13 protein-coding genes are annotated in these 12,995 nt (G+C 69.7%); 8 read left to right on the top strand and 5 right to left on the bottom strand.

Annotation, left to right across the window (positions count from 1 at the left end; translation table 11 throughout):
* The first annotated feature begins 63 nt into the window (after positions 1-63).
* Both lpxC and JI739_RS17785 read left to right on the top strand, forming a co-directional pair.
* On the top strand, positions 64-987 hold the full coding sequence (gene lpxC, locus JI739_RS17790) for a UDP-3-O-acyl-N-acetylglucosamine deacetylase (RefSeq protein WP_201685281.1): 924 nt from the start codon (positions 64-66) through the stop codon (positions 985-987).
* Between the two features lie 4 nt (positions 988-991).
* Positions 992-1,168 (top strand): hypothetical protein, encoded by a 177-nt coding sequence (locus JI739_RS17785; RefSeq protein ID WP_201685280.1) that lies wholly within the window; start codon positions 992-994, stop codon positions 1,166-1,168.
* A 3-nt stretch (positions 1,169-1,171) separates the two neighbouring features.
* Here JI739_RS17785 and ruvC read toward each other — a convergent pair whose 3' ends face one another.
* A complete protein-coding gene (ruvC, locus tag JI739_RS17780; protein WP_201685279.1) occupies positions 1,172-1,711 on the bottom strand; it encodes a crossover junction endodeoxyribonuclease RuvC in 540 nt (179 codons plus the stop codon).
* A 67-nt stretch (positions 1,712-1,778) separates the two neighbouring features.
* On the opposite strand from ruvC, the gene JI739_RS17775 reads away from it, so the two are divergent.
* Positions 1,779-2,186 (top strand): group II truncated hemoglobin, encoded by a 408-nt coding sequence (locus JI739_RS17775; protein ID WP_201685278.1) that lies wholly within the window; start codon positions 1,779-1,781, stop codon positions 2,184-2,186.
* A gap of 163 nt (positions 2,187-2,349) precedes the next feature.
* On the opposite strand, the gene JI739_RS17770 is transcribed toward JI739_RS17775, so the two are convergent.
* Positions 2,350-3,000 carry a Smr/MutS family protein gene (locus JI739_RS17770; protein WP_201685277.1) on the bottom strand — a complete coding sequence of 217 codons (651 nt, stop codon included), beginning with the start codon at positions 2,998-3,000 and terminating at the stop codon, positions 2,350-2,352.
* Between the two features lie 308 nt (positions 3,001-3,308).
* Here JI739_RS17770 and ychF point away from each other — a divergent pair, with 308 nt between their 5' ends.
* The 4 genes from ychF (at position 3,309) to JI739_RS17750 (ending at position 9,589) form a co-directional block, all read left to right on the top strand.
* Positions 3,309-4,403 carry a redox-regulated ATPase YchF gene (gene ychF, locus JI739_RS17765; RefSeq protein ID WP_201685276.1) on the top strand — a complete coding sequence of 365 codons (1,095 nt, stop codon included), beginning with the start codon at positions 3,309-3,311 and terminating at the stop codon, positions 4,401-4,403.
* A 270-nt stretch (positions 4,404-4,673) separates the two neighbouring features.
* Entirely contained in the window at positions 4,674-6,362 is a 1,689-nt protein-coding gene (locus JI739_RS17760) for a hypothetical protein (RefSeq protein WP_201685275.1), read from the top strand.
* Between the two features lie 260 nt (positions 6,363-6,622).
* A complete protein-coding gene (locus JI739_RS17755) occupies positions 6,623-8,491 on the top strand; it encodes a hypothetical protein (RefSeq protein ID WP_201685274.1) in 1,869 nt (622 codons plus the stop codon).
* Positions 8,492-8,527: 36 nt separating this feature from the next.
* Complete coding sequence (locus JI739_RS17750; RefSeq protein ID WP_201685273.1) at positions 8,528-9,589, top strand: serine hydrolase domain-containing protein; 1,062 nt, start codon at positions 8,528-8,530, stop codon at positions 9,587-9,589.
* A gap of 1 nt (position 9,590) precedes the next feature.
* Here JI739_RS17750 and JI739_RS17745 read toward each other — a convergent pair whose 3' ends face one another.
* Complete coding sequence (locus JI739_RS17745) at positions 9,591-9,863, bottom strand: YkvA family protein (RefSeq protein ID WP_201685272.1); 273 nt, start codon at positions 9,861-9,863, stop codon at positions 9,591-9,593.
* Between the two features lie 78 nt (positions 9,864-9,941).
* The gene (locus JI739_RS17740) at positions 9,942-10,898 is read right to left on the bottom strand and encodes a Tim44 domain-containing protein (RefSeq protein WP_201685271.1); all 957 of its coding nucleotides are present in this window, start codon (positions 10,896-10,898) and stop codon (positions 9,942-9,944) included.
* A 148-nt stretch (positions 10,899-11,046) separates the two neighbouring features.
* On the opposite strand from JI739_RS17740, the gene JI739_RS17735 reads away from it, so the two are divergent.
* Positions 11,047-11,943 carry a LysR family transcriptional regulator gene (locus JI739_RS17735; protein WP_201685270.1) on the top strand — a complete coding sequence of 299 codons (897 nt, stop codon included), beginning with the start codon at positions 11,047-11,049 and terminating at the stop codon, positions 11,941-11,943.
* A gap of 6 nt (positions 11,944-11,949) precedes the next feature.
* Here JI739_RS17735 and JI739_RS17730 read toward each other — a convergent pair whose 3' ends face one another.
* Positions 11,950-12,771: a class I SAM-dependent methyltransferase gene (locus JI739_RS17730; RefSeq protein WP_201685269.1), complete on the bottom strand. Its 822-nt coding sequence runs from the start codon at positions 12,769-12,771 to the stop codon at positions 11,950-11,952.
* Positions 12,772-12,995 lie beyond the last annotated feature (224 nt).

The following is a 12,995-nucleotide window of genomic DNA, read 5'->3' as shown; positions in this document are numbered from 1 at the left end:
TATCGCGGCGATGAAGCCCGCCTTTGGCGGGCCTGGTGGTGCCGCCCCTAAAATCGCGCGCCTATGCTGCAGCAACGCACCCTCAAGACCCTCACCCGCGCCGTCGGCGTGGGGCTGCACAGCGGGCAGCGGGTCGAGCTGACGCTGCGGCCGGCGGCGCCGGATACGGGGATCGTGTTCCGGCGGGTGGACCTGCCGCTGCCGGTGGACATTCCGGTGTCGGCGCATGCGGTGACCGACACGCGCATGGCGTCCACCATCTCCAGCGGCTCGGCCAAGGTGCATACGGTGGAACACCTGATGTCGGCCTGCGCCGGGCTGGGCATCGACAACCTCTACATCGACATCACTGCCGAGGAAGTGCCCATCCTCGACGGTTCGGCCTCGTCCTATGTGTTCCTGCTTCAAAGCGCAGGCATCGAATTGCAGAAGGCCCCGCGGCGCTTCATTCGCGTGATCGCGCCGGTCGAGGTGCGCGAAGGGGAGGGCGAGCAGGTCAAGTGGGCAAGGCTCGATCCGTACCACGGCTACAAGCTCAGCTTCGAGATCGATTTTTCGCACCGGGTGGTCGACTCCACCGGCCAGCGGCACGAGTTCGACCTCGGCCGTGATTCGTACACCCGCGACATCGCCCGCGCGCGCACCTTCGGCTTCACCAAGGACGTGGAGATGATGCGCGCCAACGGCCTGGCCTTGGGCGGCGGGCTGGACAACGCGGTGGTGATGGACGACTGGCGCGTACTCAATTCAGACGGCCTTCGCTACGACGACGAGTTCGTCAAGCACAAGATCCTCGATGCCATCGGCGACCTGTACCTGGTGGGCAAGCCGCTCATCGCCGCGTACTCGGCCTTCCGCTCCGGCCATGCCCTGAACAACCGCCTGCTGCGCGAGCTGCTGGAGCGGCGCGAGGCCTGGGAGTTGGTGAGCTTCGAGGACGAGCGCCAGGCGCCGTCGGGCTTCGCCGTACCGGCCCGCGCCTGGTAGCCGCGTGGTCGCATTCCGTGTCCTGCTGTTGCTGCTGCTGGGATCGGCCGGCCTGCTGTTCGGCGCGTACGCGCTGACCGGCCGCATCCGCTACAAGCAGCTGGGCCTGAAGATTCTCAGGTGGACCCTGGTCGGCGCGTTCGGCTTCTTTGCCGTCCTGGCCGTGCAACGGTTCTTCTGATTTTCAGAACGTTCGACCGGCGCGGTACATGCCGGTGGTTCGACGCTCGCTCCCGGCGAGCCGCGCCAGCGCCTGCCCGGCGTGGGCATGGGTGATCGCCAGGCCCAGGGCATCGGCCGCGTCGGTGCCGGGCAGGCCCGGCAGCTTGAGCAGGCGCCGCACCATCTCCTGCACCTCGGGCTTGCCGGCCCGACCGTGCCCGGCCACGGCCCGCTTCATTTGCAGCGCCGTGTATTCCGCGATCTCGAGTTCACCGGTCACCAGCGCCGTCACGCAGGCGCCGCGCGCCTGGCCCAGCAGCAGCGTGGATTGGGGGTTGGTGTTGACGAACACGATCTCGACCGCCGCGGCTTCGGGCTCATAGCGGCGGCGGACCTCGGCGATGCCCTCGAACAAGGTCTTGAGCCGCGCCGGCAGGTCGCCGCGCGGCAGGTGGGTCGTGCGGATCGTCCCGCTGGCGACGTAGCCGAGCGACGCGCCGTCGGCGTCGATCACGCCGAATCCGGTGGTTTGCAGGCCGGGATCGATGCCGAGGATGCGCATGCGGAAAGAATGGTCTTGGTACTGCCGAGGTGCCCGCATTGTGCAGCCCGTGCGGGACAATCCCGCCATGCAAATCCAGGAGAAACCGCCGTTCGACACACCTTTCGAGTGGATCGGCGGCGAAGACAAGGTGCGGGCGCTGGTCGAGCGCTTCTACGACCTCATGGACCTCGAGCCCGGCTATGCCGACCTGCGCGCCAGCCACGGCAGCGACCTCGGTTCGGCCCGGCAGAAGCTGTTCTGGTTCCTGTGCGGCTGGCTGGGCGGCCCCAGCCATTACACCGAGCGCTTCGGCCACCCGCGCTTGCGCATGCGGCACATGCCGTTTTCGATCGGCATCAGGGAGCGTGACCAGTGGGTCGCTTGCATGGACCAGGCCATGGCCGAGACCGGCGTCGATCCGGCGCTGCGGCAGCGCCTGCGCGACTCGTTCATGAACACGGCCGACTGGATGCGCAACCGGCAGGGAGGCTGAGAAGCTGTGAACGAATCCGACACGCCCGCTCCGACCCCCACGACGGGGCCACTCGGCGTTGCAAATGCTCGCCATAGCCCGAGCTATGGCTGCGCTTTGCGCTTTGATTGGCCCCGTCGTGGCGGCCTTCTCGGACGCGCCGAATTCGTTCACAGCTTCTGAGTCATCCCACCGCGCTGGCCGGCCTGAGCAGCACCACGAGCGCGCCGGCTCCGCCTTCGGCAGGACGGGCCTGCACGAAAGCCATCACCTCCTGCTTTTGCACCAGCCAGCTGTGCACCTTGCCTTTGAGCACCGGCGCCTTGCCCGGCGAACCCAGGCCCTTGCCGTGCACCACGCGCACGCAGCGCAGGCCGTGACGGTGCGCTTCACGGATGAAGCCCGACAGCGCCTCGCGCGCGGCCTCGCGGCGCAGCCCATGCAGGTCGATCTCGCGCTGGATGCTCCAGTCGCCGCGCCGCAGCTTGCGTGTCACATCCGGGCCCACGCCGGGGCGGCGGAAGCTCAGCGTGTCGTCCACCTCCAGCAGGGTGGAGACATCGAACTCGTCGCTGATGGCCTCGCGCAGGACCCGCTGCTCGTCGAGCTGCTGCTGGGTGGGGACCGGCGGCGGTGGCTCGGGCGCCAGCATCACGCGGCCGTGCGGCCGGGCCAGCGGCTGCACCGGGCCCGCCGCGCGCTGGAAGAGGTTCTTCTCGGCCTGCGCCCGCTGCCGGGCCTGGCGCTCGGCTTCCTGTTCGGTGGCGATCCGTGCACGGTCCTCGGCGAGCTTGCGCTGCATGGCCTGCAGGTCTTGCAGGGACCTGGCTTTCATGGGGCATCTCCTGGGAACCCGCGATGCTAGCCCACTGCATCGCCGAAAGAGCACCCCCATGCTGCGCGATACGGGCGCACTGCGGCCTTGCAAATCCTCGCGATACCAGGGCGGTATCGCTGCGGTTTGCGCCTTGCATTGCATCCCGTCTCGCTTCACCTGGGGGTGCCATTCCAGCGATTCAGCGGACTACCCAGCCCTGATCGGCACGGGGCCGGCCGATACAATCGGCGGCTTCCTCCATCCCCGGCGCCCCCGGCTTCCACCTCGCGCACGCCGGCCGCGCCTTCCAAGCCCCGAGCCATCCCATGAGCCTCCAATGCGGCATCGTCGGCTTGCCCAATGTCGGCAAGTCCACCCTCTTCAATGCGTTGACCAAGGCGGGCATCGCCGCCGAGAACTACCCCTTCTGCACCATCGACCCGAACACCGGCGTGGTGGAGGTGCCGGACCCGCGGCTGGCCCAGCTGGCCGGGATCGTGAAGCCCGAGCGGGTGGTGCCGGCCATCGTCGAGTTCGTCGACATCGCGGGGCTGGTGGCCGGTGCGAGCAAGGGTGAAGGCCTGGGCAACCAGTTCCTGGCGCACATCCGCGAGACCGACGCCATCGTCAACGTGGTCCGATGCTTCGAAGACCCGAACGTGATCCACGTGGCGGGCAAGGTCGATCCCGTGGCCGACATCGAGGTGATCCAGACCGAGCTGTGCCTGGCCGACCTGGGCACGGTCGACAAGGCCCTGCAGCGCTACACCAAGGCCGCCAAGAGTGGCAACGACAAGGAAGCCGCCAAGCTGGTGCCGCTGCTGGGGCGGGTGCAGGCGGCGCTGAACGAAGGACGTCCGGTGCGCACGATGGAGCTGAGCACCGAGGAGCAAGCCCTGCTCAAGCCGCTGTGCCTGATCACCGCCAAGCGCGCCATGTTCGTGGCCAACGTGGCCGAGGACGGCTTCGACAACAACCCGCTGCTGGAGCGCCTGGAGGCGTACGCGGCCACGCAGAACGCCCCCGTGGTGGCCATCTGCGCCAAGATGGAAGCCGACATGGCCGACATGAGCGACGAGGACAAGGCCCTGTTCCTGTCCGAGATCGGCCAGACCGAGCCGGGCCTGAACCGCCTGATCCGCGCTGCCTTCCGGCTGCTGGGCCTGCAGACCTACTTCACGGCTGGCGAGAAGGAAGTGCGCGCCTGGACCATCCCCATCGGGGCCACGGCGCCGCAGGCGGCCGGCGTGATCCACGGCGATTTCGAGCGCGGCTTCATCCGTGCTCAGACCATCGCCTTCGACGACTACGTGCGCCTGGGCGGTGAGCAGGCGGCCAAGGACGCCGGCAAGATGCGCAGCGAAGGCAAGGAGTACGTCGTCAAGGACGGCGACGTGCTGAACTTCCTGTTCAACGTGTAGCCGCCCAGCTCGCCAGGGCGCGTTCCCCCGTGTTGCCGGTGTCGGGGAACCGCTGGCCCGCCCAAGGTGACCCATGGCCTTGCGCGCAACCGCCCGCGCAGGAGCGAGACACCCATGCACGCATCAGCCCCCCAGCGCGGGGCCCCCTCGGCTTCACGTGCCGCCTTGCCGGCGGTCGCGGCCGCCGATCATGTGGCGGTTCCGGTGAGGCCGGTGCGAGAACCCCAGCCACCGAGCCAACTCGGACTTCCCCTGCACGGCCGGTCTGTCATGGCCTTTTGCGGAACCACGATGGGCGTGGCGGCGCCCATCATCGCTTCGGTCGCGCTCCACGTGGGCGCTCACCTGGCGGGCCAGTTCCTCAGCGCGCGCCGGCGGGAGACGCCACTCGTCGAACACCCGAGCGGCCGGTCGGGTGCCGAGCAGTTGCAGGACATCGCTGGACCAGCGAGCCGGCATTCGCTTTCGTCAACGGGTCTCGTCGACGTCTTCGGCCGCATCCACCTGCTGGCCCAGAGGCAGCGCGACGCGGGCACCCCCTTGGCGGTGCCTGATCTGCTCGCCAGCTTGAGCCAGGTGATCGGCGCCCAGTTGCGATGGAGCGGTTGTGCCAACGAAAGGCGTGAGCTGCTCGTCGTTGCGCTGGGTCACGCTTCGCTGGGGTTGACGGGCGCGCAGCGACTGTCCGTGCTCACTCAGGCGCTGCCTCACGCGCTGCCTTATCTCTGCGCCGATCACGTCGCCAACCTGGCCGGTGCGATGAACCTGCTGACCCAGTCGTTGCACCACGAAGCGGGGATTCGCCAGGCGCTGGATGCCGCCCGCCTGGACCTGCTGGCCCCGCGCATGGCCGCTGCGGCGCCCACCCTGCAGCGGGTCTTCCGGCTGACCCGGCCAGTCGCCGCCGACGCCGCGGTGGGCCACCTGTGTGCCTGCCTGAAGCGGCTCACGGTCGATGCACGGGTGGCTCGAGTTGCGGTGGAGATCTGCCGCCGATTGCTGGATGAGGCGGGGCAGGTCGCGTTTGCCGAGCGGGCGCGGGCCATGGGTCGCTTGCTTGCATCGGCGCAGCATGTTGGCGCCGGTGGCCGCCCCGTCCTGCTCGACGCACTGGTCGCAGCGCACCGTGAGGGCGGCGCACTGGCGCCTGGCTGGGCCGACGTCTATGTCCAGCAGCCCATGCCGCTGGACAGCTTGCTCGTGCTCGAGCCGTACCTCACCCGGTCGGTGGCGACCGAGGGTGCCATTCGGGCGTGCCTGCAGGCCCCGGGCAAGCTCGAGCACCGCCACGTCGATGGCCTGCGCCGCGTCCTGGGAGCCGAGCCGCCGGTGACGCGGGCCCAGCGCTACGTCGAGCTGGCGCGGGGGCTGAGCCGGCATCGTGAGACGCCCGCCGGTGTGTTCACCGACGGCCTGGCTGCCCCGATGGAGACGCGGCTGTTGATCGATGCGGTGGCGGAACACGCAGGAACGTCCGAAGCAGCAAGACAAGAGGCGGTCGGCTTGATTCCCCGGCTGCTTCAGCTGCCGCAACGGCAAACCACACCCGAGCTGGTCAAGCAGGCCGGACGCGCCTTGATCGGCCTGATGGGCGGCGGCGTGGGCCCGATAGCTGGACCCGACGCGATCGACACGCTGGCCGAGGTGCTGACTGACGCGCTGGTGTCGGCCATGACCTGGATCAGCCGCGCCGACAAGCCTGCGCGGGAAAAGGCGCCGCGCATCCTGCACCCCTGGATGGGCCGTGAGATCGGTGGCCTGGGCACGCTGCTGCAGGACGCCGGCCTCACGCCCGAACACCTGGGCGAATCGGGCGTCTCGAGCTGGCCGACGCTGGCCGACCTGGACCAGGCGCGGAGGCGAACACCCGCGGGCGGTGCCCCGGCGGCGGGTCGTCCGGCGCGGCCGGGCGCCGACTGGGCACCGTTCGCCGGCGATGGCAAACACGCGCTCGGATAACGCGCCGACAGGCAAGGCTGGATATTTCTTCGGAACCGCCGCCGGCTGGTGGCGACACAGCGTCTCGCGCGCAGCTCGCCGCGCATATCACCGAGGCGCTCATGGATTCGAGATTGACCCCCTATGTCAGGCAGCAAGCCGTGCGGGATGCCCCGGCTGCCGCGGCACCCCCGCACGTGGCGGTGCCGATTCGACCGCCTCCTGAGCCGGTGCCCCCAGGGCAGAACCGCCTGCACCTGAGCGACCGACGTGTCGTGTGCATGACCGCCTGGACCGTGCTATCAGTGTTGCCCATCTTGGTTGGCGCTGCGGCGAGGGCGACGGGTGCGCTCGATGAGGACGATGTGTTGTCAACTGTCGTCACTGCGGCTATCCCCCTTGGGCCCGTCAGCCTCTGCTGTGGACTGCTTTATGAAAAGTACCGGGCTCGCCGGCTGCAGGCCGACTTGGCGGGGCGATTGCGGCAACAGTCGGGCGACCTGCAGTTGAACGGGATCGTGCAACAGGCCACTGGGCACGCTTTGACTCCCGAGGGCCTGGATGACGTGTTCGAACGCATTCATCTGCTGGTGCGCAGACAGGCAGACTTCGAAACCCCCCTGGACGCGACGAACCTGATCGACATGCTGAGCCAGGTCGTGTCGACTCAGTTGCGCCTGAACGGGTGTGACGATGACATGCGGGCGAAGTTGATCGATGGACTGGACCCTCAATCGCTGGGCCTGACCGGCGCACAGGCGCTGTCGGTGCTGCGCAAGGCACTGCCGCGGGCGCTTTCGTGGATGAGAAACCCCCAACACGTCGACAACCTGGTTCGGGTGATGCGTGCGCTTCGCCGCGCGCAGCCGGGCGAGGACCTGCGCGAGGAGCTGGGGACGGCCTTCATGGCTCTGCTCACGCCGGGCACGGCCACCGCCGCCTCGACCCTGCGTCTGGTCTTCCGGCTGACACGTCCCGTGGAGGTGGAGGCGGCCCTCGCCCACCTGGAGCGCTGCCTGGGGCTGATCACGGTCGATGAGCGGACGGCCCGTGAGGCCATCGCAATTTACCGGGCCGTGCTGCTGGACCAGGAGGGACAAGAGGATGTGGTCGCGGCAGGCATGCAAGCCATCGTGAGACTGATCGAGTCGGTGCAGCACGTCGGGCCCGGTGGCCCGAGCGCTCTGCTGGCCGAACTCGCGCACCCGCGCAATGACGGGGTGGGACCGGCTGCTGCGGGCGCCTCGCCGCTGCGACGCGCCTTCATCGCGATGCCTTGCGACCCCACGCCGCGGGACACGCAACGCGTGATCGACGCCGAGCGGCGCCGGGGGGGAGACCTGGGCGGCGCACGCGGATGGGCCGACGCCTTTGCTTGGCGAACCCTGCCGCTGGACAGCTTGTTGGTGCTCGAGCCGCACCTGAGCTTGCCGGTCGCGGCTCAAGGTGCGGTCGCAGCGTGTCTGCATGCGCCGCGGGTGCTCCAGCCCAGGCAGATCGGCGAGATCCGGCGCATCCTGGGAGCCGAGCCGCTGACGCGGCGGGCCCGGCTCTATGTCCAGCTGGCGCACGGCCTGAGCCAACATCGTGAGACGCCAGCCCGGGTGTTCGCCGATGGCCTCACCGGCCCCCTGGAGACGCGTCTGTTGATCCATGCGGTCGCGCAATCCGGAGGGCACTCCGAAGAGGCGCGAGAGGAGGCCATCGGCTTGATCCCCCGCTTGCTGCAGCTCCCGCAGCAACGCACCACGCCAGAGCTGGTGAGGCACGGTGCACGTGCGTTGCTGGACCTGATGAGAGGCCATGAGCAGCCGTGGGGCGGCGATCCCGTGGAGAGGCTGGGTGAGTTGCTCGCTTCGGCCATGACCTGGATCAGCCGCGCGGACGTGCCGCCAGCGCAGCAGGCGTCTCATGCGCCCCGCATTCCGTTCCCCTGGATGGGGGGCGAGATCCGAGTGGCCACGCTGCTGGATGCTGCCGGCATGTCACCCGCTGATTTAAACGAGTTCGAGGGCGCGAGTTGGGCGAGGTTGGCGGATCCGCGTCCGCCCCGCGCACAGACCAGCCAGGCTGCCGCCGCGGCACCGAGCCCGCTTGATTCGTGGCGGTGGAGGGCGGATTTCGCGGATGGCAAGCACAGCCTCGGATGACGCCGGCCGCCCGCGTGGCTGGCTATCCTCGGGCCCATGTCCCAAGCTTTCGACGACGCCATCCAGTTCGCCCTCGCGCATGAGGTTCCGTGGCCCCGCGATCCCGCCGTCGATCCGGCGCGCTGGGGCGTGCACCATGAGGACCCACCACCGTACAACCGCTTGCGCGGGCCGGTGCACGCGCGCGGCGGCGTCTCCGGCGTGGTGTGGCGCGCCGGCCAGGAGCTGGCGAGCTGGGGCGAACCGGAGCGGGCCGACCTCACCTTCAGTGTCGCCAAGAGTTATCTCGCGCTGCTGGCCGGCGTGGCTCATGGCCGCGGCCTCTTGCCCGATCCCGACGAGCCGGTGGGCCAGCGGCTGTCGGGCATCGGTTTCGACAGCGCACACAACCGCACCATCACCTGGACCCATCTGCTGGCACAGACCAGCGAGTGGCAGGGCGAGTGCTTCGGCCTGCCCGATCACGTGGAACACCACCGCCAGGTGGCGCACGACCCCAAGCCGCCGGCCGGCCGCAAGGGCGAACCGCGCGGCCTGCAGCCACCGGGCAGCTACTGGGAATACAACGACGTGCGGATCAACCAGCTTTCGCTGGCGTTGCTGCACCTGTTCCGCCAGCCGCTGGCGCAGGTGTTCCAGGAGGCCATCCTCGAGCCCCTGGGTGGCGGGACCGATTGGCGCTGGGCGCCATATGACGACGCCTGGGTCGAGATCGACGGCCGGCGCATGCCCTCGGTGCCTGGGGGCAGCCACTGGGGCGGCGGCGTCTCCATCGGCGCGCGGGACCAGGCCCGCATCGGGCAGCTGGTGCTGGACCAGGGGCGCTTCGGCGGCCGTGAACTGGTGCCGGCGTCATGGATTGCCCGGATGAGCCAGCCCGGCACCATCGCGCCGTTTTACGGTTGGCTGCTATGGCTCAACCGCGATGGCCGCCTGTTTGCCGCGGCCAGCCCGCAGAGCGTGTTCATGGTGGGCGCGGGTGGCCACTACGTGTGGGTCGATCCCGCGCACCAGGCCGTGGTGGTGGTGCGCTGGATCGATCCGGCACGGGTGCACGGTTTCGTCAACCGCGTGGCCAAGGCGCTGGACAGCGCCTGACTCAGCGCCCGCTGCGCTGGGCGTCGCGGACGATCTCGGCCGGCAGCTGGTTCAGCAGCCAGCGGATCGCCAGCGGCACCAGCACCAGGTCGTCCACCACCCCGATGAAGGGCAGCACGTCCGGAACCAGGTCGATCGGGGACAGCAGGTAAAGCGCGATCAGCCCCGTGCCGATCTTGAGCCAGCCGGGAGCCGCCGGATGGCGCAGCGCGAACCACAGCCGCCGCGCGTCACCGCGCACCAGCGTCCACAGCAGGGTCACTCGTTTCCACATGGCTTGCCTTTCCGATCTTGCGGACTAGGACGCGGCGGGACTTCGTGAGTTCCGCCGCTTACCGGTGCTTTCGAGGGCTCAGGCCTGCTGGATGCCGGCGACCACCCAGCCGCCGCTGCCCTGGGCCGGCTTGGTCAGGTGCCAGATCTCGTCCAGGTCCTCGGGCACGGCGCCGGCCTGCTCGCGCACGCTGCCGGTGAAGCGCACGCTGACCACCCACTGGCCGCGTTCCTGGGCCACGTCGAGCACCTGCGCATCGAGGCCGAACACCTGGGTCTGCTGCGGCGCGCTGCCGCGCTCGTGCAGGTCGGCGCGCACCTGTTCGAACATCTCGGGCGTGAGGTACTCGCGCAGCCGCGAAAGGTCACCCGCATCGTTGGCGGCCTGCAGCGCCATGAAGTGCGTCTTCGCGTTGCGCACGAAGCCTTCCACGTCGAAGTCGGCCGGGATCTGTCCCGTGGGCGTGGTCGACACCCCGGTCACGCGCGAGCCGATGCCGCCGCCGATGCGCGAACCGATCGTCGAGCCCTCGCTGGACTGGCGGTAGGTCGCGTGATCCGGACGACCGCCGAAGCCGCCCGCGCCGGCACCCGCGCCAGCCATCGCCGGCCGGGCGCCGCCCTGGCGCTTGCGCATCACCAGGCCGATCACCACCAGCACCGCCACGCCCAGCAGCACGATCATGAGGATGTTGGCCAACGCCTCGCCGAAGCCGAAGTAGGAGGCCAGGGCCGCCAGGCCCAGCACCCCGGCCATGGCGGCGATCGGTCCCATCATCCCGCGGCGCGCGCCTGCTGCGGCCGCCGGCGCTGCAGCGGCTGCGGCCGGCGCCGCACTGGCCGCGGTCGCGGGCGCTGCGCCGGGCTGGCCGGCCGGTGTCTGCGCCGGCGTGTTGGTGGGCGGCTTGGCCGGCGCTGCCACCTGTTGCCGCTGCATGCCGCTGGAGCGGGCGCCGCCGAGACGCTTGGCCTCGGCGTCCATGGCGACCATCCCGAGGGCCAGAACCACCGTGAACAGGCCTAGAGCTTTTCTCATGAAAGTGTCCTTCCAACACGTGACAAAGGTAGACGGAGACTAAGGGCAGAAGGCCCCAGGAAAAAGCAGAACATCCCTGCAATCAACTCAGGGAAAACCGAACCTGAGCGGCTTTCAAGCGGGTTGCGTGCGGGCACACTGCGGCCCCATGGCCTCTCCGATCAATTTCCGGCACCTGTATTACTTCTGGGTTGTGGCCAAGGAGGGCGGCATGGCCCGGGCAGCCGAACGGCTGGGCATGGCGGTGCAGACCGTCAGCGCCCAGGTGCGCTCGCTGGAGCAGACATTAGGGCATTCGCTGTTCCGGCCTGCCGGGCGTGGTATTGCGCTGACGGACGCCGGCATCGTCGCCATGGCCCACGCCGACCAGATCTTCCAGCTCGGCGAGCAATTGCCCGCTGCCGTGCGCGAGGCCGCCACCGGCCAGGGCCTGCGGCTCGCCGTGGGCATCGCCGATGGGTTGCCCAAGCTCGTCGTGCGGCACCTGCTGCAGCCGGCGCTGGAGGACCCGCGCGTGCGCCTGCTGTGCCTGGAGGACAACATCGAGGGGCTGCTGAGTGATCTGGCGCTGCACCGGCTGGACGTGGTGCTCTCGGACCGTTCGGCGCCCGCCAACCCGAATCTGCGGCTGTACAGCCACCGGCTGGGTGAAGCCCCATTGGCCTGGTATGCGCCCGCGTCGCTCGCCGGCCGGCATGCCGGCCCCTTCCCCGATTGCCTGGCGCAGATGCCGGTGCTGCTGCCCACCGGGCAAGTGGCGGTGCGGGCGCGGCTGGACCAGTGGCTGGAGCGGAGCAACCTGCGGCCCAGGGTTGCCGGCGAGTTCGAGGACAGCGCGCTGCTGGCGGCATTCGGGCGCAGCGGCATGGGTGCCTTTCCGGCGTCGCGCTGGTCGCACGAGGAGCTGATGCACGAGCCGGGGCTGCGGCTGCTGGGCGAGTGCCCGGACGTGGTCGAGCACTTCTACCTGATCTCGGCCGAGCGTCGCATCCAGCACCCGCTCGTGCAGCGGTTGCTGCAGGTCTCGCGCGACGGGGCGGCTTGAGCCGCCTTATCCGTCCACCTGCACCGTCACCCGCAGGAAGGTGGCCGGGATGACCGTGCGCCCTGGGTCAGGGCTCCGGTTCTGGCTCTCGAACAGGGCCTCGAGGTCGCGGCGCAGGTCTTCTTCGCGGCCGGCCTTCGCCGCGGCTTCGAAAGCATTCATGGTCGGCCCGTAGTAACGCCGGAACAGGTCGACGTAGGCTGGCGGCGGCCCCGGGTACCGGAAGGTGTAGGTGTCGCGCTGGAAGGCGACCGCCTCCCGCGCCACGCCGGCCGCGCCGAAGCGCTCGAGCACCTGGTCTTCCACGCCCCAGGTCATCGGGCTGACGAAGCCTTCGGGCGGAGGCGGCGAATAGGACGCGCTGATCCGCAGCAGTTGCGCCACCAGGGTCGGGTCGTTGGGGATCCAGTTGCCCATCACGATGCGGCCGCCCGGCCGGGTGACGCGCACCATCTCGCGGGCCACGTCATGCGGCCGCGGCGCGAACATGGCGCCGAAGATGCTCACCACCCAGTCGAAGCGGCCGCTCTCCAGGGGCTGCAGGTTCGACGCGTCGCCCTGCTGGAACCGCAGGCGTTCGGAGAGCTGGGCCTCGGCGGCGCGGCGGTTTCCGGCGGCCACCAGGTTGCTGGCGATGTCCACGCCCAGCACCTGGGCGCCGGCCTGCGCCGCCGGCAGGGCGGTGGTGCCGTCGCCGCAGCCGAGGTCCAGCACCCGGGCACCCGCACGGATGCCGATGTCGCGGACCAGGGCTTCGCCGCTCTCGCGCATGGCCGCGGCGATGCGGGTGAAATCGCCTTTCTCCCAAAGTGCCTGGTTGGGGTTCATGGCGTGGGCTCCGTGCAGCGGTTCGAGGACCTGCCATTTCAAACCGCGGCGACAGGCGCCGCAAGAGGAACCTGCGGCCGCGCTGACGCTGGCGGTGGCGTGCGCGCCGCGTGCGCCGGATGCGTCTGGTTACAGCAGCAAGTCGCGGACGCCTCAGCCGCCTACGATGGCCGCATCATCACGTTGACGCCGATGCCGCGGCCCTTCGCGGCACGGGCGGGCAG

This window comes from Ramlibacter aurantiacus (genome assembly GCF_016722895.1).
Classification (GTDB): Bacteria; Pseudomonadota; Gammaproteobacteria; order Burkholderiales; family Burkholderiaceae_C; genus Ramlibacter; species Ramlibacter aurantiacus.
The sequence above is the reverse complement of the archived record's forward strand: the minus strand, read 5'-3'. Positions and strand labels throughout refer to the sequence as shown.

Excerpts from the sequence above, each read along its gene's own strand:
- ruvC (WP_201685279.1), bottom strand. The coding sequence starts at position 1,711 with ATGCGCATCCTCGGCATCGATCCCGGCCTGCAAACCACCGGATTCGGC.
- JI739_RS17740 (WP_201685271.1), bottom strand. The coding sequence starts at position 10,898 with ATGAGAAAAGCTCTAGGCCTGTTCACGGTGGTTCTGGCCCTCGGGATG.
- JI739_RS17745 (WP_201685272.1), bottom strand. The coding sequence starts at position 9,863 with ATGTGGAAACGAGTGACCCTGCTGTGGACGCTGGTGCGCGGTGACGCG.
- JI739_RS17775 (WP_201685278.1), top strand. The coding sequence starts at position 1,779 with ATGCAAATCCAGGAGAAACCGCCGTTCGACACACCTTTCGAGTGGATC.
- JI739_RS17750 (WP_201685273.1), top strand. The coding sequence starts at position 8,528 with ATGTCCCAAGCTTTCGACGACGCCATCCAGTTCGCCCTCGCGCATGAG.
- JI739_RS17755 (WP_201685274.1), top strand. The coding sequence starts at position 6,623 with ATGACCGCCTGGACCGTGCTATCAGTGTTGCCCATCTTGGTTGGCGCT.
- JI739_RS17730 (WP_201685269.1), bottom strand. The coding sequence starts at position 12,771 with ATGAACCCCAACCAGGCACTTTGGGAGAAAGGCGATTTCACCCGCATC.
- JI739_RS17760 (WP_201685275.1), top strand. The coding sequence starts at position 4,674 with ATGGCCTTTTGCGGAACCACGATGGGCGTGGCGGCGCCCATCATCGCT.
- JI739_RS17735 (WP_201685270.1), top strand. The coding sequence starts at position 11,047 with ATGGCCTCTCCGATCAATTTCCGGCACCTGTATTACTTCTGGGTTGTG.
- lpxC (WP_201685281.1), top strand. The coding sequence starts at position 64 with ATGCTGCAGCAACGCACCCTCAAGACCCTCACCCGCGCCGTCGGCGTG.
- ychF (WP_201685276.1), top strand. The coding sequence starts at position 3,309 with ATGAGCCTCCAATGCGGCATCGTCGGCTTGCCCAATGTCGGCAAGTCC.
- JI739_RS17770 (WP_201685277.1), bottom strand. The coding sequence starts at position 3,000 with ATGAAAGCCAGGTCCCTGCAAGACCTGCAGGCCATGCAGCGCAAGCTC.